Annotated in this window: 15 protein-coding genes and 1 pseudogene; 4 read left to right on the forward strand and 12 right to left on the reverse strand. The window is 72.7% G+C overall.

Going from position 1 to position 24954, the window contains the following annotated elements; translation table 11 throughout:
* Positions 1–166: 166 nt before the first annotated feature.
* The gene (locus ACI2L1_RS14020) at positions 167–1393 is read right to left on the reverse strand and encodes a molybdopterin-dependent oxidoreductase (RefSeq protein WP_404739579.1); all 1227 of its coding nucleotides are present in this window, start codon (positions 1391–1393) and stop codon (positions 167–169) included.
* A 114-nt stretch (positions 1394–1507) separates the two neighbouring features.
* On the opposite strand from ACI2L1_RS14020, the gene ACI2L1_RS14025 reads away from it, so the two are divergent.
* Positions 1508–2827, forward strand: a complete 1320-nt coding sequence (locus ACI2L1_RS14025) for a hypothetical protein (RefSeq protein ID WP_404739580.1) — start codon at positions 1508–1510, stop codon at positions 2825–2827.
* A gap of 62 nt (positions 2828–2889) precedes the next feature.
* On the opposite strand, the pseudogene ACI2L1_RS14030 reads toward ACI2L1_RS14025, so the two are convergent.
* From ACI2L1_RS14030 to ACI2L1_RS14050, 5 genes and pseudogenes are all read right to left on the reverse strand, one after another.
* Positions 2890–3061: pseudogene (locus ACI2L1_RS14030) on the reverse strand (ATP-binding protein); the annotation flags it as partial.
* 259 nt (positions 3062–3320) lie between these two features.
* Positions 3321–4457 (reverse strand): C40 family peptidase, encoded by a 1137-nt coding sequence (locus ACI2L1_RS14035; protein WP_404739581.1) that lies wholly within the window; start codon positions 4455–4457, stop codon positions 3321–3323.
* Between the two features lie 100 nt (positions 4458–4557).
* Positions 4558–5097, reverse strand: coding sequence for an RNA polymerase sigma factor (locus tag ACI2L1_RS14040; protein WP_404739582.1), 540 nt, complete (start codon positions 5095–5097; stop codon positions 4558–4560).
* A 62-nt stretch (positions 5098–5159) separates the two neighbouring features.
* Positions 5160–5825 carry a M15 family metallopeptidase gene (locus tag ACI2L1_RS14045; RefSeq protein WP_404739583.1) on the reverse strand — a complete coding sequence of 222 codons (666 nt, stop codon included), beginning with the start codon at positions 5823–5825 and terminating at the stop codon, positions 5160–5162.
* A 153-nt stretch (positions 5826–5978) separates the two neighbouring features.
* Positions 5979–9584 carry a BTAD domain-containing putative transcriptional regulator gene (locus ACI2L1_RS14050; protein WP_404739584.1) on the reverse strand — a complete coding sequence of 1202 codons (3606 nt, stop codon included), beginning with the start codon at positions 9582–9584 and terminating at the stop codon, positions 5979–5981.
* 384 nt (positions 9585–9968) lie between these two features.
* Between ACI2L1_RS14050 and ACI2L1_RS14055 the strand changes: the two genes are divergently transcribed.
* The 3 genes from ACI2L1_RS14055 (at position 9969) to ACI2L1_RS14065 (ending at position 12774) form a co-directional block, all read left to right on the forward strand.
* A complete protein-coding gene (locus tag ACI2L1_RS14055) occupies positions 9969–10901 on the forward strand; it encodes a hypothetical protein (RefSeq protein WP_404739585.1) in 933 nt (310 codons plus the stop codon).
* A gap of 89 nt (positions 10902–10990) precedes the next feature.
* Entirely contained in the window at positions 10991–11449 is a 459-nt protein-coding gene (locus ACI2L1_RS14060) for a hypothetical protein (protein ID WP_404739586.1), read from the forward strand.
* Positions 11450–11673: 224 nt separating this feature from the next.
* Positions 11674–12774, forward strand: coding sequence for a YbhN family protein (locus ACI2L1_RS14065; RefSeq protein ID WP_404739587.1), 1101 nt, complete (start codon positions 11674–11676; stop codon positions 12772–12774).
* Positions 12775–12805: 31 nt separating this feature from the next.
* Here ACI2L1_RS14065 and ACI2L1_RS14070 read toward each other — a convergent pair whose 3' ends face one another.
* From ACI2L1_RS14070 to murC, 6 genes are all read right to left on the reverse strand, one after another.
* Complete coding sequence (locus ACI2L1_RS14070; protein WP_404739588.1) at positions 12806–13060, reverse strand: hypothetical protein; 255 nt, start codon at positions 13058–13060, stop codon at positions 12806–12808.
* Positions 13061–13101: 41 nt separating this feature from the next.
* Entirely contained in the window at positions 13102–13272 is a 171-nt protein-coding gene (locus tag ACI2L1_RS14075) for a VOC family protein (RefSeq protein ID WP_404739589.1), read from the reverse strand.
* A gap of 373 nt (positions 13273–13645) precedes the next feature.
* On the reverse strand, positions 13646–15118 hold the full coding sequence (locus tag ACI2L1_RS14080) for a tryptophan 7-halogenase (protein ID WP_404739590.1): 1473 nt from the start codon (positions 15116–15118) through the stop codon (positions 13646–13648).
* A gap of 36 nt (positions 15119–15154) precedes the next feature.
* The gene (locus ACI2L1_RS14085) at positions 15155–22849 is read right to left on the reverse strand and encodes an SDR family NAD(P)-dependent oxidoreductase (RefSeq protein WP_404739591.1); all 7695 of its coding nucleotides are present in this window, start codon (positions 22847–22849) and stop codon (positions 15155–15157) included.
* A 252-nt stretch (positions 22850–23101) separates the two neighbouring features.
* Positions 23102–23509 carry a peptide-methionine (R)-S-oxide reductase MsrB gene (gene msrB / locus ACI2L1_RS14090; RefSeq protein ID WP_404739592.1) on the reverse strand — a complete coding sequence of 136 codons (408 nt, stop codon included), beginning with the start codon at positions 23507–23509 and terminating at the stop codon, positions 23102–23104.
* Positions 23510–23522: 13 nt separating this feature from the next.
* Complete coding sequence (murC, locus tag ACI2L1_RS14095; protein WP_404739593.1) at positions 23523–24914, reverse strand: UDP-N-acetylmuramate--L-alanine ligase; 1392 nt, start codon at positions 24912–24914, stop codon at positions 23523–23525.
* Positions 24915–24954 lie beyond the last annotated feature (40 nt).

The following is a 24954-nucleotide window of genomic DNA, read 5'->3' on the forward strand; positions in this document are numbered from 1 at the left end:
GCGTACAGCGGCAGCAGCACCAGGTCGTGCAGGACGGCGGCCCCCACGAACCACAGCGCGACGCCGAACCAGTCGTCGGCCAGCAGCCGTACACCCGCGTACCCGGCGAGCGCGAACGAGCAGATGAGCAGCAGGAGTTGGAGAGGGCTCCCGAGAGGAACGCGCATCACAGGTCTCCGAAGGTCAGCCGGGCCACCCACTTGGTGTTGAGCACACCGGGTGCCGCGGGCACGATGATCCGGGCCGGGTGGCCGTGGTCGGGGGTCAGGTCCTCGCCGTTGACGGACAGGGCGAGCAGGGAGCGCGGGTCGGCGACCTGGTTGGCGCGCAGGGCGGCCCGCCGGAAGGCGCCGTGTCGTTGCAGCGACTCCACGAAGACGTCCGGCGGATCGTCCTCGTAGCCCACGAGCGCCGCTAGGTCCCGCAGCCGCACCCCGCGCCACCACTGGTCGGAGGTGGACCAGCCCTCGACGCAGGCGATGGGCAACGCCGAGCTGTGCAGCGGGAGTTGGAGGAGCTGCGGGCGGCTGAGGCGGACGGTGCGGCCCTCGCGGCCCACGACGACGAGCCGCCAGGCTTCCGCATTCGTCTCGGCAGGATCGATGCCCGCGTAGGCGGCGGTCTTGTTGATCTGGAAGCCGCCCGGCCCGGAAGTCGGTTCAGCGCCACCGTGCGGGGCGAGCAGGGCGGTCCTGCGGAGCACGCCGTCGAAGTTCTGCCCGACCGTGGTGAGGAACAGCAGCAGCGAGCCGCTCCCGACGAGCCAGAGGGCGCCCCGCCGGGACACGGTCGGCTCGGCCGGGTCCGGTGACACCAACTCGGTTTTCTCTTCCCGGAGTTGGCGGAGATTGCGCAGCGCGAGCGGCATCTTCAGCACGGCGTGCGCGACGAACGCGCTGAAGAACACCCATGCTCCGTAGAAGTGCAGCGGGTAGAAGGAGCCCGGAAAGACGTAGTCCAGCTGGACGTTGAGGACCCCGGTCACGAACTCGAAGAGCGCGCCGCCTACCAGGAGCAGCAGCGAGATCCGCTCCAGGGCGTGCGCGAGCGAGCGGGCCGGCGGCAGGGTGAACAGCCTGGGCACGACCGACCACAGCTTGGCCAGCAGGACGGGGATCAGGGTGATCCCGAGGGTGACGTGGACGCCCTGGGTGAGCCGGTACAGCCAGTGCGGGTCGGTCGGCCAGGAGAAGAGGTAGAAGCCGAGGAGCCCCTTGTCCGGGGTCTTGTCGTTCACCCGTGCGAGGTCCGGGTTGTAGGCGGCGTAGGACAGCAGCCCCGTCACGAACAGGACCGTGATCCCGCCGAGGAGCACGACCCCGAGGACCGAGGTGAGCCAGGGACCGCGCAGCGGGCTGCGCCAGAAGGAGGGGGAGAAGGGAGACCGTGCCATGCCCCGACCGTAGGCCTGCGCCGCCCCGGAAACGGGTCCGCGAACCATGACGAAACTCTGACGTCGTCGCATGTCAGCCGTCCGGAGGGGGTCGCGCGGCCTAGCGTCTTCGGCGTGAACCGGGACCTCCTTCGTGATCTGTACGCGGCCGTGTGCGCCGCGCTCCTCGTGGTGACCGCCGTACTGGTCGGCAGGACGATCCAGCACCGGGACGGCTCGCTGCGCGTCGACTGGCCGCCGCTGCTGGCGAGTTGGGATCCGCACGTCGGTCCCGGCACCCCGGCCGCGGTCGTCGTCGCGGCCGCCGCGGTGGTGTACGGCCCCTCGCTCGCCGCCCGGCTGCCCTGGCGCCCGCTGCTGCTCGCCGTGTGGGGCGCGGGGATGGCCTGGACCTGGTCCCTGGCCCTCGTCGACGGCTGGCGCCGGGGCGTCGCCGAGCAGCTGACCACCAGGAACGAGTACCTGACGGTCGTCGACCGCTTCCACGACATCCCGGCGGCCCTGCGCGGCTTCACCGGGCACATCCTGATCGACTCCCCGGACAACTGGCCCGCGCATGTCGCCGGGCATCCTCCGGGCGCGACGCTCACGTTCGTGCTGCTGGACCGGGTCGGGCTGGGAGGCGGGGGCTGGGCGGGGGTCTGGTGCATCACCGTCGGTACGACGGCGGCGGTCGCGGTCCTCATCGCCGTACGGACCCTCGCCGACGAGTCACTCGCCCGCCGGGCCGCGCCCTTCCTGGTACTGGCACCGGGCGCGGTGTGGGTGGGGACCTCCGCGGACGGGTACTTCGCGGCGGTCGCGGCGTGGGCCGTCGCGCTGCTGGCACTTGCCGTACGGGGGGTCCGGCCGGGGCTGAACGGCTTCTGCTCGGGCCTGCTGTTCGGGGTGACCGTCTATCTGTCGTACGGCCTGACGCTCATGGTCGTCGTCGCGGGGGCGGTGCTGATGCTGGGATCCCGGCGGCCGCTGATCTTCGTGGCGGCCGGGTTCGTGGTCGTGCCGGTCGTGTTCACCTCGCTGGGGTTCGACTGGTGGGAGGCGTATCGGTTGCTCGTGACGCGGTACTACCAGGGGGCCGGTGGGGTGCGGCCGTACTGGTACTGGGTGTGGGCGAATCTGGCGTGCGCGGTTTTCATCGTGGGGCCGGCGACTGTGGCGGGGATGCGACGGGTCATCGGCCGAGTGCGCCTGCGCGGGGGCTGGTCGCACAGTTCGTCGCGCGCCTTCGGGGTGCTGGTGCTTGCCGCCCTGCTGGCGCTGCTCATCGCCGACCTGTCCGGGATGAGCAAGGCCGAGACCGAGCGGATCTGGTTGCCGTTCGGGGTGTGGTTGTTGCCTGTCTGTGCGTTGCTGGGCCGGGCGCGGGGGTGGCTGGTCGCGCAGGCCTCGCTCGCGCTGCTCGTCAACCATCTGCTGCTCACGGGGTGGTGAGGCGCGTCGGCTTCCGTACGGCGGCTGCCGGTGACCGGGCGAGGCGGGTCCCGCGATGTCCTTCAGGGCAGCGGTAGTTCGGTCCAGATGGTCTTTCCCTCGGCGGTGTGGCGGGTGCCCCGGCGCTCGGCGAGCTGGGCGACGAGGAAGAGGCCGCGGCCGCCCTCGTCCTCGGTGCAGGGCGCGGCGCAGCCTGGGCGAGGTGCCGCTGCCGTCGGAGACCTCGACCACCACCACCGGGGCCGCCGGCCGACGCGATGGCGCCCGGAGTGCGGGCGGTGATCGAGGACTTCGCCCCGGATGTGGTCGTGGCCGGCCAACAGGCCTCGCCGGTGGACTGGTGGCCGAACGGCTGGGCCTGCCGTGAGCCACCTCGGCGACCACGTCGGCCGAGTTCACCGACCCGCGCAGGCGGGCATGCCCAAGGTCGCGCTCTGTCTGGACGAGGTCGTCCGGGAACTGTGCGAACGCGTCGGTGACCCGTCCTGTCCGGTCAGCAGGTGGCCACGCCGTCCAGCCAGGCCGGGCCCTTGATGTAGATGTTCGTCATCCACGAGCCGTCGGTCAGCTTCGACCAGGCGTCGTTGGTGTAGCCGTCGGCCGTGACCTCCTGGGCGTGGGCCTGGCAGACCACGTTGACCGTGGTCGGCTGCGCGAAGTAGTCGACCACGGCGGCGTTGACGTTCGGCTCGCTGTGGGTGCGCACCCCTGTGCCCCAGGTCTGGAACGCCGTGCTGCCGCCGGACGGCGGCGGGGTGCTGCTGCCACCGCAGTCCGGGACACCGGGCAGCCAGGCCGGGCCCTTGACGTAGATCACGGTCATCCACGAACCGTCGGCGAGCTTGGCCCAGGCGTCGTTGGTGTAGCCCTCGGCGGTCACGGTCTCCGCGTGCTGCTGGCACTGGACCGACACCTGGGTCGGCCCGGGGAAGGTGTCGACGACGGCGGAACCCACGCTCGGCGTCCGGTGCGTGCGCACTCCGGTGCCCCAGGTCTCGAAGACCGTGCCGCCGTTCGCGGGCGGCGGGATCGGGGTGCCGGAGCCGTTGATCCGGACGGCGCCCGCGTAGTCGCCGCCGGTGCGGACGGGCGCGACTCGGATGTGGGTGCCGGACTCGTACGCCTCGACCATCTGCCCGTTGCCCAGGTACATGGCGACGTGGTGGATGTGGCCGCTGCCCCAGAACATCAGGTCGCCCGGCAGCAGCGGGGCGGTGCCCTGCCCGGCGGAGAACCGGGCGGCGGCCTGTGAGGTGTGGTACTGGTCGTCGGCCGTGCCGTTGAGCAGGTCCTTGCCGGTCGCCCGGTAGTAGGCGTACCGCATCAGGCCCGAGCAGTCGAAGCCCTTGCGCTCTCCGTCATGGAGGCTGTCCGGGTCTGAGCCGTCGTAGAAGCCGTAGCTGGCACCGGGCGTCGCGGCGTGGCCGCCGCCCCAGCTGTACCAGACGCCGATCTGCGAACAGGCCGCGTCGACCGCGGCCTGGGCGGTGGCCGAGGCGCCGGGTGCGAGGACACCGCATGTGGCGTCCTGGGCGGCGTGGGCCGGGGCGGAGAAGAACGCGGTGAGGGCCAGGGCCGAGGCGCCCAGGATCGCGCCGCTGGTCCGGCGGCGCGTGCTGATGGTCTTCAAGGGACTCTTCCTTCGTCGACGTGGTGTCACCGGGGTGCCGGTGACGCGGGTGGCAGGGACCGGTGACGCACCCACCCCCGTGGGGTGCGTCACCGGCGGCCTAGTGGTGGAGCGCGGCGCGCATCTTGGCGAGGCCCCGCAGACGGTTGCGCTGGACGGTCCCGCGGTGGGCGCCGAGGCGCTCCCCGGCCGTGTCGTGGGTGAACCCCTCCAGATCCACGAGGATCACCGCGGCCGCCTCCTTCTCGGAGAGCGTGCTCAGCAGTTCGAGCGCCGTGGCGGAGGCCTCGTAGGAGGCGAGTCCGCCGTCCCAGCCGGCCTCCGGAAGCTGGTCGGTGGTGCGTTCGCGGCGGGAGGGGTGCTGCCAGGAGTCGCGCAACAGGTTGAGGGCGACGGCGCAGGTGTAGGCGTACGGATGCTGCTGCCGCGTCAGGCTCCGGTCGCGTGCCCGTCGGGAGAGCCGCAGATAGGTCTCCTGGAGCAGGTCGTCGGCGTCGTGCGGATTGCCCGTCAGCGCCAGCAGGCGTCTTCGCAGGCGTGGCATGTCGGCGGTGAAGGACGCGTCGAAGTCCCCCGGGCTCAGCCGGTCACCGCCGGCCTCGCGCGACGGTGGCGGACAGGTGGCGTGACTGTGGTCCATTTCTTTCCCCCTTGCGGTGATCCCGAGCCGTTTTCTTCGTCTCGCCGCCCCGCTTCCGGTGGTCAGGCCGGAGCGCGGGGCGGGTCGGCGGGGCCGTAGCGGGCGGCCGGCACCCTGCGCAGCAGGGCCCAGTACCGGTCGCCGTACGACCAGTGCCACCACTCGGTCGGGTAGTTGACGAAACCCGTCGCGGTGAGCACATGGCCCAGCAGGGCCCGGTACTCACGCGCCTCCGTGCCGATGCCGGGCGCGTCGGTGCGGCAGGCGCCCCCGCTCTCCTCCGGGGTGGCGTTGACCTCCGTGCCGAGCGGCAGTTCGCGGCCCGAGTGGTCGCACAGGGTCAGGTCGACCGCACCGCCGCTGACGTGCGGGGCGACCTCCGGCGGTGAGATGTACGCGCTGGCGAGCTCACGGATCCGCGCGTCGGAGGCATCCGGGTGGGCCCGGCGCATCGTCGCCGCGTACTGCTCGAAGTACCGGCGCTGGAGTTCCGGCGGCCGATACCCCTCCACCACCAGCAACCGCACCCCCGCGGGCAGCAACCGCTGCGCCCGCACGAGCCGCCGCAGCGCACCGGCCCTCAGGTGCGCATAGCTCCCCTCGTCGTCGGCCTGCCGCGGATCAAGCAGCAACTCCCCGTCGGCCCGCAGATCGACAAGCGGTTCGCCGCATTCGTACGGTACGACGGCGGCGACCCGAGGATCGGCGAGCGTGATGATGTCGGTCACGGGAACAGAGTCGCGGGGCCCTCTGCAATTCCTCTGCAGATCGCCTGCAAGCACATGACCAGGGGCTATGCAGTGCCCCGTCAGGGGCGCGGGGAACTGCGCGACAAGCCACGACGAAGCCGCACGCGCGCGGGAACCTGACGCGGCACCCCCTTAGGCACCGTCATCCCGCTCTCGTGCTTCCCGAGCCCCCAACTCCCGGAAAACAACCATCGCTTCAGCCCGCGCCCCCGAAGCCACCCCCAACTCCCCCTCGGCCTCGAACACCTCCGCCAGGTCCCACAGGGTCCGCGCCCGCCACAACGGAAGCCCCAATGCCTCCCAGCCCGACAACGCCCGCTCCAACGGCTCCCGCGCACCCTCGGAGTCACCGGCCGCCAAGTGCCATTCCCCGAGCGTCCGCAGCACCAGCGCCTCACCGAAGCGGTCCTGCCGGTCGCGCGCCACCTCCAGACAGCGTTCGAGCCGTTCCCGCGCCTCCCTGAGGCGCCCCTGCCGGAGCTCCACCTTCGCCAGCGACTGCTCCGTGTACATCAGGCCGAAGGTGTCGTGGAGGTCCGCGAACCCCCGCAGCGCGTCCCGCAGCAACCGCTCGGCCTCCGGCAACGCGCCCTCCGCCCGATGGCACAGGGCCAGCGAACGCACGGTCAGCGCCTCACCGAACCGATCGCCTTCCGCCCGGTACAGCTCCAGGGCCTGCGCAAGGGCCTCGTGGGACTCCGGTCCCCGCCCCTGCTCCCGGTGCACACAGCCGATGCCGTACAGCACCTGGGCCCGGGCACCGCTGTCGCCGTCCGGTCCGTACCGCTCCAGGGCCGCGCCGAGCAGTTCCAACGCCTCCGGGAAGCAGGCCTGTTCGCGCCGGGCCGTGGCCATCCCGACGAGGGCCTGGGCCATCCCCTGCGGCACGTCCTCCAGCCCGTCGAACAACCTCAGGGCGTCCCGGAAATACTCGTACGACTCCTCGAACTCGTCCTGCTCGTAGCGCAGTTGCCCGAGCCCGGTGAGCAGCCACGCCTCCCCCTCGCCGTCCCCGCTGCGCCGCACCGCCGCCATCGCCGCGGTGTGCGAGCGGGACCAGGCGTCGAACTGGTTGTACAGCGCGACCGAGCTCGCGATCAGCGCCCCGGCGAGGTCCCGTGCGGCGCGGTCCATCCCGTGGTCGGCGCAGTACTCCACCGCCGCCAGCAGACCGGCCTGTTCGGCGGCGAACCAGGCGGCGGGCCGCCTGAGCAGGTCCTCGTCGGCCTCCGGATCGAGTGGGTCGACGGGCCGTACTTCCGCCGGTTCGGGAAAGTACCGTGCCGCGCCGCCGGGGCCCCGCGCCGCGGCCTTCTCGGCGAGTCCCAGCCAGCACTCCACCAACCGCCCTACGGCCGCCGCCCGTTCCTCGGCGCTCTCCTCCGACAGACAGCGTTCACGGGCGTGTTCGCGGGCCAGGTCGTGGATGCGGTAGCGGCCGCGCCCCGTGCCGTCCATGCCGATCACGTCGATGAAGTGGCAGTCCACCAGGCGCTCGACGGCCTCCTCGGCCTCCTCCGTGCCGATGTCCAGCAGGGGCCCGGCGATCCAGGCAGCGAAGTCGGGCAGGTCGAGCAGGGCCAGCCGGCGCAGGGCGCTGCGCTCCTGCGGATCGAGGTCGGCGTAGCCGAGTTCGAGGCTGGTGCGCAACTCCAGGTCACCGGCGCGCAGTTCGTTGAGCCTGAGTCGTTCGTCGCGCAGGCGGGCGGCGAGTCTGCCGGGCACCCAGTGCGGTCGGGCCGCGAGCCGCGCTCCGGCGATGCGCACGGCGAGCGGCAGCCGTCCGCACAGGGAGACGATCTCGGCGGTCTCCTCCGGCTCCGCGCGGACGCGGTCCCCGCCGGCCACACGGCGGAGGAGTTCAAGGGCCTCCTCCTGGTCCGGAACGGTCAGATCGAGGTGCGCCGCGCCCTCCAGCGCGACCAGCCTGCGGCGGCTGGTGACGAGCACCGCGGAGCCTGGCCCGGCCGGCAGCAGTGGCCGTACGTGCGCCTCGCCGGCGGCGTTGTCGAGGACCAGCAGGATGCGGCGATGGCCGGTGTGCGTGCGGTACAGGCCCGTCAGGTCCTCGACCGAGCCGGTCAGCGCCTCCGGTTCGGCACCCATGGCCCGCAGCAGCCGGGCGAGGGCGTCGGCGGGTTGCAGCGGCGCGGTGTCGGCGGCTCTCAGGTCCACGAACAGGCGGCCGTCCGGGAAGAGTTCGGCGGTGCGGTGGCCGACGTGCACGGCGAGCGCGGTCTTGCCGGTGCCGGAGCGGCCGGAGATCACACCGATGGGCGGGGCGGTGCGGCCCGGGTCGTCGACTCCGCCCAGCAGCGAGACGGCCCAGTCGATCTGGTCCGTCCGACCGACGAAGTCGGCTATGTCCGGGGGGAGATGGGACGGGGCAGGTCGCGTGGCCATACCAGGGCCGCCGGCGTCGGCCACCGTACGGCGCGTCGCCGCGCGCCTCATGACCCGCCCCCGGGGTGCCGTGGAGCCGCCCGCTTCCCAGGCCGACGGCCGGGGACCGGCACGGGTCGGCGAAGGCTCCTGGGACCGGGAACCGGCACCGGACGACGAGGACTCCTCGGACCCAGGCCCCGTACCGGACGGCGAAGACTCGCGGGACCGAGAGCCCGCACCAGGCAGCGAAAGCCCACGCGGCCCAGAGCCGGCACCAGACGACCAGGACTCCTCAGGCCCAGGCCCCGTACCGGACGGCGAAGACTCGCGGGACCGGGAACCGGCACCGGACGGCGAAGGCCCGCGGGACCCAGAGCCGGCACCGGACGACCAGGACTCTTCGGACCCAGGCCCCGTACCGGACGGCGAAGACTCGCGGGACCGAGAGCCCGCACCAGGCAGCGAAAGCCCATGCGGCCCAGAGCCGGTACCGGACGACCAGGACTCCTCGGACCGAGGGCCGCTGCCGGGCGGCGGGGACTCCTGGGGCCGAAGGCGGGTGCCGAACAGTGGGGCCTCGCCGGTCCGGGGGCCGTTGCCGAGCAGCGCCGGGTCGTTGGTGAGCACCGCCTTGTGCAGCGCCCGCAGCTCCGGCCCCGCGTCGATGCCCAGCTCCTCCCGCAGGACCTCGCGGCCCTCCTGGTAGGTGTGCAGCGCGTCGGAGACCCGACCGGTGCGGAACAGGGCGGTCATCAGCTGGCCGCGCGGCCGTTCCCGCAGGGGATGGGCGGCGACATGGGCGAGCAGGGGCGCGATCGTGCGGTCCGCCCGGCCGAGCTCCAGCTGCAGGCCGAAGGACTCCTCCTGGGCCACCAGCCGCAGTTCCGCCAGCCGGGCCGCCTCGATCCGGGCGAACGACTGGTTCAGCCCTTCCAGGGCTTCCTGGCCCCGCCACAGTCCGAGCGCCTCCGACAGCAGGTCGGCGGCCTCGTCCGGGCGCCCCCCTGCGGCCTCGGCACGGCCCGAGGCGAGCAGTCCCTCGAAGCTGCGGGCGTCGACCTGGGAGGGGTCGAGCTCGGCGACGTATCCCGGCGGCCGGGTCCGGATCACCTCGGCCGCGCCGACGCGGACCAGTGCGCGGCGTACCGCGGAGACATGGGTGGCGACGAGGGCACCGGCGGTCGCCGGCGCCCGGTCGTCCCAGACGGAGTCGACGAGCCGGTCCGTGGAGAGCACTTCGCCCAGGTTGACGACGAGTGCGGACAGCACCGCCAGGGGTCTGATCCCGCCGAGCGGGGCCCTCTGGTTGTCCTCCCACACCTCCACCGGACCGAGAAGACGTACCTGGAGCATCGTTCCCCGATCGCCGTACCGCCCGCCCCACGGATGCGCGTTCGACGATATCGACGGGCGGTGCCGGAGAAGGGCGAGCCGTGGTACGCCGTGGCCGGATCCAGCCCGTCCGCCAACAAAGCACGGGCCCCTGGTGCGGTCTTGCGCCCGGCGCGGAGGAAATGTCCCCAGGCCTCACCTCCCGACGGCAGTTGGCCGGATTTCGACGAACTCGCACAGGTGCCCCTCAGCTGAGGGACAGCCGACCGGAGGCGTTCGTATGAGTCGTCCCCGAAGTCTCCCGCGCCGGAAATTCTTCCGCGCCCAGCTCATACGGATGGGTCACGAGAGGCGTCAACGGCCTGAAAGCACAAGCCGTTCCCACCGCGCCCAGGGAGTCGCCCGATGCCACGCCGGACCTTGCTCCTCCTGACCGCCGCGCTCCTGGCGGCGACGCTCACAGGGTGCGCGGACGGTACGTCGGCGGCACCGGCCACCGCCCGAGGCACCGCACCCGCCCCCGGCACTGGCACCGGCACCGGCACCGGCACCGGCCGACACGTCTCGGACGACCCCGAGCAGACCCTCCACCTCGCCGAGCAACTCCTGATCAAGAAGTGCATGGAGAAGCGGGGATACGAGTACTGGGTCGAGGAGTACCGCGCGGCGGACGGGGCGAGCCGGTTCCCCTACGTCGTCGACGACCCGGCCTGGGCCGCCCGGCACGGCTACGGCACCGACCTGTACCGCGAGCGGCAGCAGGAGGCCCTGCGCGACCCGAACCAGCGCTACTACCGCTCCATGCCCGCCGACCGCGCCCCCGAGCTGGTGAGCGCCCTCAACGGGGCCGAGCCGAAAGGACTCTCCGCCCGCCTGCCGAACGGCATCCAGGTCACGCACAGCGACCAGGGCTGCGTAGCCGAGGCGGAACGGACCCTGTACAAGGACCTGCCGGCCTGGTTCCGGGCCACCCGGGTCACCGACAGCCTCGGCGGCATGCGCGTCGGCATGGTCCTCACCGACAAGCGCTACCGAACGGCCGCCAAGCCGTGGGCGCGCTGCATGAAGGCGAAGGGCTACACGTATCCGAGCCCGGCCGAGGCCCGTGCCGCGGCCACCCGGCCCGACAAGGAATGGCCGCACGCCAGGGAAGTACGGCTGGCATCGGCCGAGGCGGCCTGCGCCAAGTCCGGTGACCTGGCGTCCGTGGCGAAGGCCCTGGACACCGAGTACCGGGCCGAACTGCGCCGGCGCCACCCCGGAGCGACGAACGATCTCGACCGCCTCAAGCGCGAAGCGCTTCCCCGCGCCCGGGCGATCGTCGCACGCGGCGACTGATCCCCGGCCGCTCCCCACAGACCACCACGGCACCGGTCCGTGGTCGCACCACCCCACCACCTCACCCATCACGAAACGAGGGAACCCCCATGTCCATCAAGCGTGTCCTCACCCTGGCGGCCTCGGCCGCGGCCGTCACCGTGCTCCTCTCCCCGGTCACCAGCGCCAGTGCCCTGGAGTCCGGCTCGCAGGGCACGAAGTCGGCCCGGCTGGCCTCCGCGGACGGCTACCTCCACGTGTACACCCAGCCGTACGGCGGCGGCCGGGAGTGCAAGTGGGCGGGCAACTCCAACGACTGGGGCTCCTGCCGCAACCTGACCTCCGACATCTGGAACAACGGCTACGCGGGCGGCCTCGACGCCGTCGACCTGTACACGGCCCCCAACGCCGGCGGCGCACACGCCTGCATCAGTCAGGGCGACCGGTGGTGGGACACCACCACCGGCAACTACCGCTTCACCTACGGCGCCGGCCTGGAGGAGTTCGGGCAGAGCGTGAACAACAACATCTCCTCGCACCGCTGGGTGGACTACTGCAGCCAGGGCTGACCGGCCCGCGAGGTCGCCCCGGCACCCCGACACGGGTGCCGGGGCGACCTGTTTCCACCACCGAGGACCCACCCCGTTTCGCCCACCCGCCCGCGCTCCTTCGGCTGCCGGACATTTGAACGTCATACCGAGCGGGAACGTTTCCCTCGTCCCCTCTGCATCGCCTTGCCTCCGTCATGCCCCGTGTCCCGCACGGGGCATGACGCGAAAGGACGACGTGCGCCGTGTCCCTGCTTCCGCTGGACGGCCCTCCGGGCCCGCTCCCCGCCGCCGCCCCCGCCTCCGTCACCGCCGGGTCCCTCCCCGCCCCGGCGCCGTGTGCCGCCATCGCCGATCCCCAGCCGACGGGCGGCCACCGGGCGGCGGCCGGACCACCCCGCTTCCTGACCCGTATAGGCCGCCCGGCCCGCCGTCTGCTCACCCTGCTCCCAGTCCTCCTGATAGGCGTCTGGGCGGTACTGGACTGGCGTGCGCTGTACGACGGCACCGCCCGGCTGGCCACGGCCGACCCGTGGTGGCTGCTCGTCGGGCTCTTCTACACCTGCCTGGGCTGGATCTCCGCCTCCGTCGTACGGCAGGGCGCGCTGCCCGAGCGGCTGCCACCAGGGCTCCTGGTGGCCTCGCAGTTCGCCGCCGGTGCCGCCAACCACGTTCTGCCGGCGAGTCTCGGCGCCCACGCCGTCACCCTTCGCTTCCTTCAGGGGCAGGGCATCCCGCTGGCCCGGGCCACCGCCTCGCTCGCCCTGTACGCACTGGTCAGGCCGATCGCGAAGACGCTGGTGCTGCTCGGTTTCCTGGTCACCCTGCCTGGTCTGCTGCGGCTCGGTGAACTCGTCCCGGACGGCCGCATGCTGTTCCTGCCCGCGGTGGCCGCGGGGCTCGGACTCGGCGTCACACTCCTGCTGGTGACCGTCGTACGGCCGCTGCGCCGCCCCGCGGCCAGGTTCGTGCGCACCGCCCTGACCGACGCCCGCCGACTGCACACCATGCCCAGCCGGATCCTCGCCCTGTGGGGCGGCGCGGCGGCCGCACCCCTGCTCCAGGCGAGCGTGATCCACGCGGTCGGCAGCTCGCTCGGTATGACGCTGTCCTGGGCGCAGGTCGCGTTCGCGTACCTCGCCGCGAGCACCGCGGTCGGCTCGGTGCCCGCGCCCGGCGGCATCGGCCCGATCGACGCGGCCATGGTGTTCACCCTCGCGGTCTACGGCGTCCCGGTGAGCCTCGGCACGGCGGTCCTCATCGGCTATCGCGTGCTGACGGTCTGGCTACCCCTGCTGCCGGGCGTGCTCTGCATGTCGGCCCTCGTGCACCGGAAGGTTCTTTGAACGTTCGCCCCATTGAACAGCTCGCGCCGGCCTAATTGGTGATCGTAAAGATCGCCTGGCCGCTCGCACCGCGAGTGTGCCTTTTGACGCTCGTGACGATCACGTCCAGCTTTCCCCCGGCACAGCAGATTTCACGGGGAACTGTGAGCGATGCCGTCACTGTGCCGTTTGAATCGGCAGACCACGACTTTTCCTCTCCGTATGGCCCTTCAAACTTCTGAAGGTGCCCGCCATCGGCCAACTCCACTGTGACCGCTTCGTCATCTAGAAAACCGGTCGCCGTCACATCAATGGTTGTGCCTACTGCCCCAGAAGACGGCTCGATCCTCACCGCCTGGCCTCGAACGACTTCCGGAACGACAGGACGGCACCGGGGACCATCACCCGGGCGAAGGGGTCGCTTCTTTCGACGTCTGCGTCCAGGACGGCGGCGTAGAAGGCGGCGAGAGCCGGAACATCATCGGTGATCAGGGCGGTGCCGGTGAAGTGTGGCTGCATCCGGGCATCGTAGGTCGAGGGTCGGACACCGGGCCGTGGAACAGGAAGAAGTCCGCCGGTCATGGACAGTCCACGTCTCCAACTTCGGCGGCTCGGCGGTGACTCCCATCGACACGGCCACCCACGACACCCACAGGCCAGGCCTACGGCCTCGGTCTGTCCCCGGACGGCCGCACCCTCTGGGTCAGCCCGAGCAACGGCGACACGATCACCCCGGTGGACACGGTCACCGGAGCCCCGGGCCACACCGTGAACGTGGGCAAGTCCGCGTTCGACGTGGCCTTGGACTGGAACGGCACCACGGCCCACGTCACGACGGCGGGAGCGGCACCCGCTTCACCACAGGTGCCTGCCGGTTCGGTCGTTCATCGATTCAGATTCCGGTGGCCCGGGTGTCCCACCCCAGCCCGTCGGCGGAGGCGACGAGCCGATCGGAGTCCGCCGGCCGGCTGTCGTCCAGCGGGCCGCCGTAGAGCGCCTGCTCCTGGAGGTCGTTGCCGGTCCGGAAGGTCTCGCCGACGACCCTCGTGGACAGCAGCGGGTTCACCCGGTCGTCGGCGGTCGCCAACCGGCCCACCGCACCGTCCAGTTCGGCGGACGCGGCGCTCCACTGGGCCCCCAGCACCACCGTGTCGCCAGAGACCAGCCCGCCGGCCAGCTCGGCGAAGGCGGCCGCCTCGGTGCTGTCGACCTTGGTGACCTTCTTCGCCGACCAGAAATAGGACTCGTCGTTGCGCTCCATGTCGTAGAAGGCGATGAGGAACTCGTAGAACACGCCGTACTCACGCCGGTAGCGCGTCTCGAACTCGGCGAAGCCGCGCTCCTCGGGCACGCTGCCGTCGAGCGCGGAGTTGACGGCCCGGGCGGCCAACAGGGCGCCGTAGGTGGCCAGATGGACACCGGAGGACAGCACCGGGTCCACGAAGCAGGCGGCGTCACCGACGAGCGCCATACCGGGCTTCCAGAGGGACTTCTTCCAGTACGACCAGTCCTTGCGCACCCGCACCCGGTCGTACGGCGGCTCGGTGGCGACCGGTACCCCGTCGAGCAGTTCGGCGACCTCGGGGCAGGCCCGGATCATGTCCTGCCAGGTGGCGCGCGGATCGCGCTGGACGGAGGGGTTGTTCTCGGGTGAGATCACGGCGCCGACGCTGGTCAGGTCGTCGCGGAGCGGGATGTACCAGAGCCAGCCGGCGTCGAAGGCCGCGCAGAAGATGTTGCCCCGGTTCGGCTCGGGCAGCCGGCGTCCGCCCGCGAAGTAGCCGAACACGGCGAGGTTGCGGAAGAAGTCGGAGTACACGCGCGTACCGCCCACGCCGGAGTGGATGCGGCTGGTGTTGCCGGACGCGTCGATGACGTAACGGCCGTGTGCGGTACGGGTGTTGCCGTCTGCGTCGGTGTACTCGACCCCGCGCACCCGCTCGTCGTCGCCGGCGACCACCCGGCGCACCGTGCTCCCCTCGCGGACCTGGGCGCCGACGCGGGCCGCGTTGCGCAGCAGGATCTCGTCGAACCGGGAGCGCTCCACCTGGAAGGCCGTGGCCGTGGGTTCGGGCAGGCGGGGCGTCATGGCGAAGGAGAACTGCCACGGCTTCGGGTCGCGGCCCCAGCGCAGCGTGCCGCCGCGTTTGAGGGTGAACCCGGCTTCGGCGACCTCGTCGGCGACGCCGAGGATGCCGCACAGGCCGTGCACGGTGGCGGGCAGCAGCGACTCGCCTATCTGGTACCTCGGGAAGGTCTCCCGCTCCAGCAGCAGCACCCGGTGTCCGCGCATCGCGACGGCGGCCGCGGCGGTCGAGCCGGCCGGCCCGCCACCGACGACGATCAGGTCGTACTCGGGGTCCATCGGGAACCCCCTTCCGTTCGTGGGACGGTCAGTCGGTCAGTGGGTCAGCCAGGCTCGGATCGCCGTGGCGGTGGATTCGGCGTCCTGGTGGACCACGGAGTAGTGGTCACCGGGGACGTCGACGCCGTCGTGCGGCAGCGGCCAGCGCGGTGCCCAGTCCCCCGCGGGGTCGGTCCGTCGCATCTCGGCGGTCGGCCGGCCGCGCAGCAGGAGGGTCGGCACCGGTGACGGCCCCGGGTGCCATCCCTCCAGCACGCGCGCGTAGCCGCCGCCGGCGATCAGCAGCGAGTCGTCGAACTCCTCGACCACGTCCTCCGGCAGAGCGGCACCGGCGGCCATCAGGGCGAGTGCGCGCGCGTCGCCGCGTCGCAGTACGCCCGCGTGGGAGTCGATCAGGACGACTCCGGTCGGGGGCTCTCCGCCGGTCGCCAGGTGACGTGCCACCTCATGGGCGATCACCCCACCGGCGCAGTAGCCGACCAGCACCACTGGGCCACCGCCTCGCGCGATCCCGCGCACGGCATCGGCGTGCGCCCGCACCAGCGTCTCCATCGAGTCCGGAACCGCCCTGCGGAGCCCGAACCCGGGGTGCTCCAGCAGGAACAAGTCCCGTTCCCCGTCGAACTGTTGGGCCAGGCCGGTGGGGACACGGTGGAAGGGGGCGAGGTAGTCGGGGAGATACACCAGCGCCGCGGCCGTACCGGTGTCGCCGCCGCCGGCGAGCCGGACGGGCTCCACCGTGTGACCGGCGCGGTCGGCGGCGGTGAAGGACGGCAGCGCGTACGAGGACACGTACCGGAGGGTCATCGCCTCCAGCGGGCCCTGCTCGCGCAGGACGCGGTGGTAGAGGGTGGTGAACCGGTAGGGGGACGGGGGGACTTCGGCCACCGTCTCGGTGACCGGAGTGTCCCGGTGGACCTCGGGCAAGGCCCCCGCTTCCCGCAACGCGGCCAGGATGTGCGCCGTCAGCCCCTTCAGGGTCGGGTGTTCGAGGACGACTGTCGGCGCCAGCCGCACCCGCGTGAACGCACTGAGCCGGTTGCGGAACTGAAGGGCCGTCAGTGAGTCGAAGCCGAGCTGCCCGAACTCGCGGTCGGCGGGGAACGCGTCCTGGTCCAGGAAGCCCAGTACCGCGGCCAGTTCCGCCCGGAGCAGCCCGGCCAGTACGGTCTCGCGGTCGCCCTCGGGTGTCGCCGCGAGTCTCTTGCGCCAGGAACCGGGGGTTTGGGCGGCCGCGGACGCGACGGCGGCCGGGGCCGGGCGCGCCGGAAGCAGGTCCGAGAGCACCGGCGGCATGGCCGATCCGCTCGCGGTCGCCCGGCCGAACGGCACGGGTACCAGCGCCGGTTCCGCCGTGCGCAGCGCCGCGTCCAGCAGTTCGATGCCCTCCTGCTCGGTGACCGCGGGCACGCCTCCCTCGGCCAGCAGGTTCGGTGCGACCCGGCCGGCCATGCCCTCGTCGTGCGCGGTGGCCCACGGACCCCACGCCAGCGACCGCGCGGGAAGGCCACGGGCGGCCCGGTACTCGGCCAGCGCGTCGAGGAAGCCGTTGGCGGCCGCGTAGTTGGACTGCCCCGGTCGGCCCAGCACCCCGGCGGCCGAGGAGTACAGGACGAACGCGGACAACTCCAGGGCCGCCGTCGCCTCGTGCAGATGCCAGGCGGCGTCCGCCTTGGGCGCCAGCGCCTCCGTCAGCCGCTCCGGCGTCATCCCGTCCACCACACCGTCGGCCACCACTCCGGCGAGATGGAACACCGCGGTCAGGGGCGGCTCGCAGGACGCGACCAGTGCGTCGACGGCGGTCCGGTCGCTCACGTCACAGGCCACCACCCGTACGTTCGCGGGCAGTTCGGCCACCCAGTCGGGGGTACGACCGCTGCGGCTCGCCAACAGCAGGTGCCGTACGCCGTGTTCGGCCACGAGATACCGGGCGAGGCTCGCGCCGAGCGCTCCGGTGCCGCCGGTGATCAGCACGGTGCCGTCGGGGTCGAGAGCGGGTGGCTCCGCGGTCGCCGCGCCCGTGGTGGTCAGCCTGGGCACCATGACCGTGCCGTCGTGCAGGGCGAGTTGGGGCTCACCGGTGCGCAGGGCCGCGTCCAGTGCGGCGGGAGTGGCGGTACCGCCTCGGAGGTCGATCTGCACCAGCCGGCCGGGATGCTCGGACTGGGCGCTGCGCACGAGTCCGGCCACCGCTGCCTCGGCCGGGTCCGGTTGGTCTCCGGTGGCGTGGTGGGTGAGCACCAGCAGACGGCCGGGGCGGGCGTCGGCGACCCAGTCGCGTACGCGGGTGAGGGTGGCCGTGAGGAGGCTCCGGACGCGGCTCGGCATGTCGTCGGACGGGCCGTCCGGCAGGGCTGCCACATCGAACAGTTCGTGCTCGGTGCCGGCCTGTCCTGCCTCGACGGCGGGCCGCCAGGCCACCTTGTGGAGCTGCGCGGACCGGACCTTGATCACCCGGGTGACCAGGGACTCGACGGTGGCCAGCGGTCGCCCGTCCACACCGGTCAGCGTCACCCGTACCTCGTCCGGCCCGAGCCGCTCCAGACGGGCCCTCGCCGCGGTGGCCCCGGTCGCGTGCACGGTCACACCGGTACAGGCGAGCGGGACCCGTGCCTCGCCCGGCCCCTCGGCCAGCAGTGCGGCGTGCAGGGCAGCGTCGAACAGGGCCGGATGCAGGGCGTACTTGCCGACGTCCGCCGCCTCGGTGGGCCGGAGCGCCAACTCGGCGTAGATCTCGGTGTTCCGCCGCCACAGCCCGGTGACCGCGCGGAACGCCGTTCCGTAGTGGTGGCCGTACCCGGCGATCCGCTCGTAGTCGACCACGACCTCCTCGGCGCCGACGGGGGGCCATGTCTCGTCGGTGGTCGTGGCGGGGGTGGTGTGGACGGCTGCCGGAGCAACCGCCGCGCGGGCGTGGCGAGTCCACGCTCCCGCCGTCCTCGCCCAGACGGAGAGCGGGCGGTTCCCGTCCTGATCGGGCGCTTCGGCGACCACCTGGATCCGCACCTCGTCCGACGCGGGCAGCACCAGCGGCTCGTGGAAGGACAGTTCGGCCAGCCGTACGGAGCCCTCGGCGGCCCGGAACGCCAGTTCGGCGAAGACCGTCGCGGGCACCAGCACCCGCTCACCGATCACATGGTCCGCGAGCCACGGCTGACGCTTCGTGGACAGCACCCCGCTGTACCGGGTCCCGGGCCCGTCGGCGTCGGGCTGCGCCTCGCCCACGAGCGGGTGGCCGTCACCGTCCTGGCTCCGGCGGACGTCCAGCCAGTAGCGCTGCCGCTGGAAGGGGTACGTCGGCAAGGGACGCCGCCGGGCACCGGTACCGGCGTACACGTTCCGCCAGTCCACCGGCACCCCGTGCACATGCAGCTCCGCCAGCGCCACGGCCGTATCGGCAGCCGAGGTGAACAGCGCCCCGGCGTCCGGCTCGACGCACTCCTCGGCCGCCGCGGTCAGCGCCGCTGACGGACCTGCCTCCACATACGCCGTCACCCCCGCCCGCGCCAGCCACTCCACCGCGTCGGCGAAGCGCACGGTCTCGCGCGCCTGTCGTACCCAGTACTCGGCGGTCCCGAAGGCGTCCGGCTCCGGGCGACCGGTCAGCGTCGACACCAGCGGTACGGACGGCCGGTGGTAGGTCACCGACTCGGCGACCTCCCGGAACCCGTCCAGCATCGGGTCGAGCAGCGGCGAGTGGAAGGCGTGACCGACCCGCAACCGGGTCGCCGTACGCCCGAGTCGACCGGCCAGGGCGGTCACCGCCTCGTCGTCGCCGGACAGCACCACGGACTCGGGCCCGTTGACGGCTGACACGGCGACCCGGGCACCGGGCATCTCGTCGAGCCGCTTGAGCACGTCGGCCAGCGGCGCCCGTACGGCGATCATGGCGCCCCCTGCGGGCAGTTCGGCCATCAGCCGGCCCCGCGCCGCGACCAGCCGCACCGCGTCGGCGCGCGAGAACACGCCCGCGATGTGGGCGGCGGCCAGTTCGCCGACGGAGTGGCCGACCAGGAAGTCCGGCCGTACGCCGCAGTCGGCGAGCAGGGCGTGCAGCGCGACCTCGTAGGCGAACAGGGCCGGTTGGGCGTAGTCGGTGCGGTGCAGCAGGTCGCTGTTGTCGGGGTCGTCGATCACCTCGCGCAGGGGCCGGTCGAGCAACGGAGTGAACGCGTCGCACAGTTCGGTGAAAACGGTGGCGAACACGGGGAAGGCGGCGGACAGTTCACGTCCCATTCCGGTGCGTTGGGTGCCCTGCCCCGCGCAGAGCAGCGCCGCCTTGGGGTTGCCGCGTACGGTGCCCCTGCGCAGTGCGGGGCTGTCGACGCCGTCGGCCAACTCCCGCAGCCCGGCGAGGAGTCCGTGGGCGTCGGCGGCCAGCACTGCGGCGCGGCGAGGCAGCGCGGTCCTGGTGGTCGCGAGCGAGTGGGCGAAGTCCAGTGCGTCCGCCTTCCCGTCCACATCCGCCAATGCGACCGCCAACTCGCGTGCGTGGGCGCGGAGTCCGGCCTCGTCGCTGCCGCTGACAAGCCAGCTGACGGCACCGGACGGGCCGGAACGGATGTCCTCGGCCTGCTCCGGCTGCCGGGGCTCCTCGATGATCACGTGCGCGTTGGTCCCGCCGATACCGAAGGACGACACCGCCGCCCGGCGCGGCCGGTCCCGTTCCGGCCAGGGCCGGGCCCGGTCCAGCAGCCGTACCGCCCCGTCGGCCCAGTCCACGTGCCGCGAGGGCCGCTCCGCGTACAGCGACCGGGGCAGTTCGCCGTGGCGCATCGCCTCGATCATCTTGATGACACCGGCGACTCCGGCCGCGGCCTGGGTGTGCCCGAAGTTCGACTTGACCGAGCCGAGCCAGACGGGGTCGGCCGGGTCGCGGTCCTGGCCGTAGGTGGCGAGCAGGGCGCCCGCCTCGATGGGGTCGCCGAGCGCGGTCCCGGTGCCGTGGCCCTCGACGACGTCGACGTCGGCGGAGTCCAGCCCGGCGTCGGCCAACGCCAGCCGGATCAGCTCCCGTTGGGCCTCGCCGTTGGGTGCGGTCAGGCCGTTGGACGCGCCGTCCTGGTTGACGGCGGAGCCGCGCAGCACGGCAAGGACGGGGTGGCCGTTCCGGCGGGCGTCGGACAGCTTCTCCAGCAGCACCAGGCCGACGCCCTCGGCCCACGCGGTGCCCTCCGCGCCGTCCGCGTAGGACCGGCACCGGCCGTCCGCGGACAGCCCCCGTTGCCGGCTGAACACGACGAACGGCTTGGGACTGGCCAGCACGGTCACCCCGCCGGCCAGCGCGAGCGTGCACTCGCCCGCCCGCAGCGCCGCGGCGGCCAGGTCCATGGCGACCAGCGAGGACGAGCAGGCCGTGTCGACGGTCAGGGCCGGGCCGCGCAGTCCCAGCACATAGGAGATCCGCCCGGAGGCCACGCTGCCCGCCGACCCGACGCCGATGTGCGACTCCAGCGCGTGCGCCGAGGCCCCGCCGCCGTATCCGCCGTGCATCAGACCGACGTAGACACCGGTGGCGCTGCCCCGCAGCGCGGGCGCGGGGATACCGGCCCGCTCCAGCGTCTCCCAGGCGACCTCGAGCAGCAGCCGGTGCTGCGGGTCGGTGGCCGTCGCCTCGCGGGGCGAGATACCGAAGAACAGCGGGTCGAAGTCGGCGGCGTCGGTGAGGAAACCGCCGCGTCGGGTGTACGTCGTCCCGAGCCGGTCGGGGTCGGGGTCGTACAGGGCGTCGACGTCCCATCCGCGGTCGGTGGGGAACTCCCCGGTGGCGTCCACACCGTCGGACACCAGCCGCCAGAGGTCCTCGGGGGAGCGCACCCCGCCCGGGTAACGGCAGCCGACGGCCACGATCGCGATCGGCTCGGCGGCCGGTCCGCGGCGCGGGGCCGAGGTCGCGGGCGCGCCCCCGTGCAGCCGCGCGTCCAGGTGGGCGGCGACCGCGGCGGGCGTCGGGTGGTCCCAGACCAGGGTGGCGGGCAGCCGCAGCCCGGTACGGAGACCGAGCCGGTGCCACAGGGTCATCGCCCCCATGGAGGTGAGCCCGAGATCGGCGAAGGCGGTGTGGGGGTCGATCGCCGCCGCGTCGGTCACGGGCGCCTCGGGGCCGCCCACCGCCCCACCGATCGCCGCCGTCTCCGCGCACACCAGCTCGGTCAGCGCCGCCTGCCGCTCCCCCGGGGACAGGTCGGCGAGCCCCGCGAGGGCCTCCTCGGCCGGGCGTGCGGCGAGGCCCTCCCGGAGGACGGCCCGCCGTGTCTTGCCGGCCGCGGTGCGAGGGATGGCCGGGATGAACGACACCTCGTCGGGCACCTTGTGCGCGGAGAGCACCTCGGCGCAGGCCCGCAGCAGACCGCCCGTGTCCAGAGCCCGTTCCCCCGGTACGACGAACGCGACCGGGACCTCGCCGAGCAGCGGATGCGGCCGCGCCACCACGGCCGCGTCCAGCACTCCGGGCAGTGCGCGCAGCACCTGCTCCACCTCGACGGGGTCGACGTTCTCGCCGCCGCGGACGATACGGTCGTTCGCGCGCCCGGTGATGGTGAGCGTCCCGTGCTCGCCGAACCGCCCCAGGTCACCGGTGCGGTACCAGCCGTCGCCGCCCGCCCCGGCTCCGTCGTGGTAGCCCAGCATCATGCCGGGCCCGCGCACGCAGATCTCCCCCTCGGCGCCGACGACCTCCTCCCCGCTCCCGGGATCGAGGAGCCGCACCTCCATCCCGGGAAGCACCGCCCCACTGCTCCCCCGCACCCGCGGCCCCGCCAGGGATTCCATCGCGATCTTGCCGCAGGTCTCGGTGCTGCCGTACCCGTCGAGCAGCGGTGCCCCGAACCGTCGCTCGACCAGCTCCCGCAGCTCCGGCCCGCTGGGCGCCCCGGCGGTGACACACACCCGCAGCGAGGGCACCTGCACCTCGCTGAGCCCGGCGTCGAGCAACTGCTGATACGTGAGCGGCACTCCCCCCAGCACGGTCGGCCGGAATTCCCCGATGAGCCCGACCAGAGCCGCCGGTTCACGCGCGGCGGTGATCCGCGCGCTCGCCCCCGCCACGGTCGTGCCGAGCAGACAGAGCGAGTGGGCGTAGGTGTGGGCGAGTGGCAGCGGCCACAGCAGCCGGTCGTCCGCCGAGAGGCCCAGCCGGGGCACATAGCAGGCGACCGGCGACCAGAGCGCGGACCGCTGACTGGCGACGGCGGCCCGCGGGGTCCCCGAGGTGCCGGAGGTGTAGAGCAGCCAGGCGGGCTCGTCCAGCCCGAGGTCGTCACGGGGTTCAGGTGAACGGCTGTCCGCCACCAGGTCGTCGAAGTGCACGACCCCCTCCGGCACCGGCCCCTCCCCGGTCACCACCAGCCGCGGCGACCGCTCCCCGAGCACACTGGCGATCCGCGCCAACTGCCGCCGGTCGACGACCAGTACGTCCGGATCGCAGTCGGTGAGCAGTGCCGCGAGCTCGGCATGGGTCCCGCGCGGACTCAACGGCACCCCGACCGCGGCGGCTCGGACGGTGGCGAGCAACCCCTCGACCAATTCCACGCAGTTGTCGAGACAGAACGCCACCCGGGCCCCCCGCCCGACGCCGAGCGCTCCTGCCAACCGCCGCGTCCGCGCCTCCAGTTCGGCCCAGCTCACCTCCCGTCGATCATCGGCGAACGCGAGCTTCCCGCCGTACCGGGAGGAGTTCCCCACCAGTGACTCCACCACGGGCCCAACCTCGGCCACTCCCCCGACACGCATCCGGGCCCTCCCTCTGGATCACCGAGTCCGTACCGTATCCCGCCCGCACGGCGGACACCGCGTCGCAAAGGGTGTGCGCAGGCCGGAGTTGACCGGTCGGTGTCAAGGACCCAGGTAACCGTCGGCCGCCCGGGGCCGACCCACCCCATGCCGCAGCACCCCGTGGCGGGTATCACGGCCAGGCCCCGACCGCACGGCCGCGGCCCTCCGCGCCCGCGAGGCGGGCCTGGGCCGTGACCCCTTAACGCTCGCTCAGTCCTCGGCCGACGTCAGCCGGAGCGAGATGCTGTTGATGCAGTACCGCTGGTCCGTGGGCGTCGCGTACCCCTCGCCCGCGAACACGTGTCCGAGGTGCGAGCCACACCGGGCGCAGCGCACCTCGGTGCGGACCATTCCATGCGACCGGTCCTCGATCAGCTCGACCGCGTCGGTGTCCTTCGGGTCGTAGAAGGACGGCCAGCCGCAGTGGGACTCGAACTTCGTGGTGGAGGTGAAGAGTTCGGCGCCGCAGGCGCGACAGGAGTACACGCCCTCGGTCTTGGTGTTGGTGTACTCACCGGTGAAGGCGGGCTCGGTGCCGGCCTGGCGGAGTACGGCGTACTCGGCCGGGCTCAGCTTCGCGCGCCACTCCTCGTCCGGCTTTTCGACGTCGTACGACATGAAGATCGGCCCCTTACTTCGCGAGACGGTCCAGGATCAGTGGGCCGAGGTCCGTGACGTCGCCCGCGCCCATGGTGAGAACGAGATCACCGGCCTTCGCCATTCCCGCTACCACGGACGGCACGTCCGCCTTGTCATGGACCGGCGTCACGTCCGCGCCCGCGGCCCGGGCCGCCTCGATGATCAGCTCGCTGGTCACCCCGGGGATCGGGTCCTCGCGGGCCGGGTAGATGTCCAGGACGACCGAGGCGTCCGCGAGCCCCAGCGCCTCGCCCATCTCCTTGCCGAGCTCCTGCGTCCGCGAGAACAGATGGGGCTGGAAGACGACGAGGATGCGGGCGTCACCGGCCGCCGCGCGCATGGCCTCCAGGTCCGCCGTCATCTCGGTGGGGTGGTGGGCGTAGGAGTCGATGACCTGCACCCCCGCCGCCTCGCCCTTCAACTGGAGGCGCCGCTTGACGCCGGTGTAGGCGGCCAGGGCCGGCGCCAGCTCGGCGGCAGGGACCCCGAGGGCCACACCGGCGGCCAGGGCGGCCACCGCGTTGTGCGCGTAGTGACGGCCGGGGACGGAGACCGTGAAGGTGAGCTCCACGCCGTCGAGGAGCACGGTGACCTCGCTCTTCAGGCCTTGCGGGACGACCGACAGGACGCGTACGTCGGCGTCCTCGGCGTCGCCGTACGTCACCACGCTCACGTCGCCCGCCGTCACGCGCCGGGTCAGCTCCCGTGCCCCCTCGTGGTCGGCGTTGATCACCAGCGTGCCGGCCTCGGCGACGCGGTCCACGAAGGTCTCGAAGGACTCGTAGATCTCGTCCATCGACGCGTAGTTGGCGTGGTGGTCGAGCTCGACGTTGAGGACGATCGCGACCTCGGGGGCGTACTTGTGGAAGCTGCGGTCCGATTCGTCCGCCTCGGCGACGAAGATCTCGCCCTCGCCGTGCAGGGCGTTGGAGCCGGGGGCGTCCAGGTCGCCGCCGATCGCGTACGACGGCTTCAGGCCCAGCTCGGACAGGGAGACCGCCAGCATCGAGGTGGTGGTCGTCTTGCCGTGCGTGCCCGCGACCGCGATCGGCCGCAGGCCGTCCATCAGCGAGGCGAGGGCGTCCGACCGGTGGACGACCGGGATGCCCAGCTCGGCCGCGCGGGCCAGCTCGGGGTTGTCGGCCCGGATCGCCGACGACACGACCACGCAGGTGGCGTCGGACGCCAGATGCTCCGCCGCGTGCCCGATGTGCACGGTCGCACCGAGCGCGCGCAGGGCTTCGGCGGTCGCCGACTCCTTGGCGTCACTGCCCGCCACCTCGGCCCCGCGCTGGGCGAGGATCTTCGCGATCCCCGACATCCCGGCCCCACCGATCCCGATGAAGTGCGGTCGGTCCATGGCGGTAGGAAGGCCGGGTGCCATGCGTGTGTCTCCCCAGAGTGGTGCGGTACGGATGCGGGGG

Origin of the sequence: Streptomyces sp. NPDC019531 (assembly GCF_044903305.1) — a bacterium.
Lineage (GTDB): Bacteria > Actinomycetota > Actinomycetes > Streptomycetales > Streptomycetaceae > Streptomyces.

What these genes read in the sequence shown, in the direction of transcription:
- ACI2L1_RS14050 (WP_404739584.1), bottom strand. Translation starts at nt 9,584, where the DNA reads ATGCTCCAGGTACGTCTTCTCGGTCCGGTGGAGGTGTGGGAGGACAAC.
- ACI2L1_RS14020 (WP_404739579.1), bottom strand. Translation starts at nt 1,393, where the DNA reads ATGGCACGGTCTCCCTTCTCCCCCTCCTTCTGGCGCAGCCCGCTGCGC.
- ACI2L1_RS14040 (WP_404739582.1), bottom strand. Translation starts at nt 5,097, where the DNA reads ATGGACCACAGTCACGCCACCTGTCCGCCACCGTCGCGCGAGGCCGGC.
- ACI2L1_RS14055 (WP_404739585.1), top strand. Translation starts at nt 9,969, where the DNA reads ATGCCACGCCGGACCTTGCTCCTCCTGACCGCCGCGCTCCTGGCGGCG.
- ACI2L1_RS14080 (WP_404739590.1), bottom strand. Translation starts at nt 15,118, where the DNA reads ATGGACCCCGAGTACGACCTGATCGTCGTCGGTGGCGGGCCGGCCGGC.
- murC (WP_404739593.1), bottom strand. Translation starts at nt 24,914, where the DNA reads ATGGCACCCGGCCTTCCTACCGCCATGGACCGACCGCACTTCATCGGG.
- ACI2L1_RS14075 (WP_404739589.1), bottom strand. Translation starts at nt 13,272, where the DNA reads ATGCAGCCACACTTCACCGGCACCGCCCTGATCACCGATGATGTTCCG.
- msrB (WP_404739592.1), bottom strand. Translation starts at nt 23,509, where the DNA reads ATGTCGTACGACGTCGAAAAGCCGGACGAGGAGTGGCGCGCGAAGCTG.
- ACI2L1_RS14085 (WP_404739591.1), bottom strand. Translation starts at nt 22,849, where the DNA reads ATGCGTGTCGGGGGAGTGGCCGAGGTTGGGCCCGTGGTGGAGTCACTG.
- ACI2L1_RS14060 (WP_404739586.1), top strand. Translation starts at nt 10,991, where the DNA reads ATGTCCATCAAGCGTGTCCTCACCCTGGCGGCCTCGGCCGCGGCCGTC.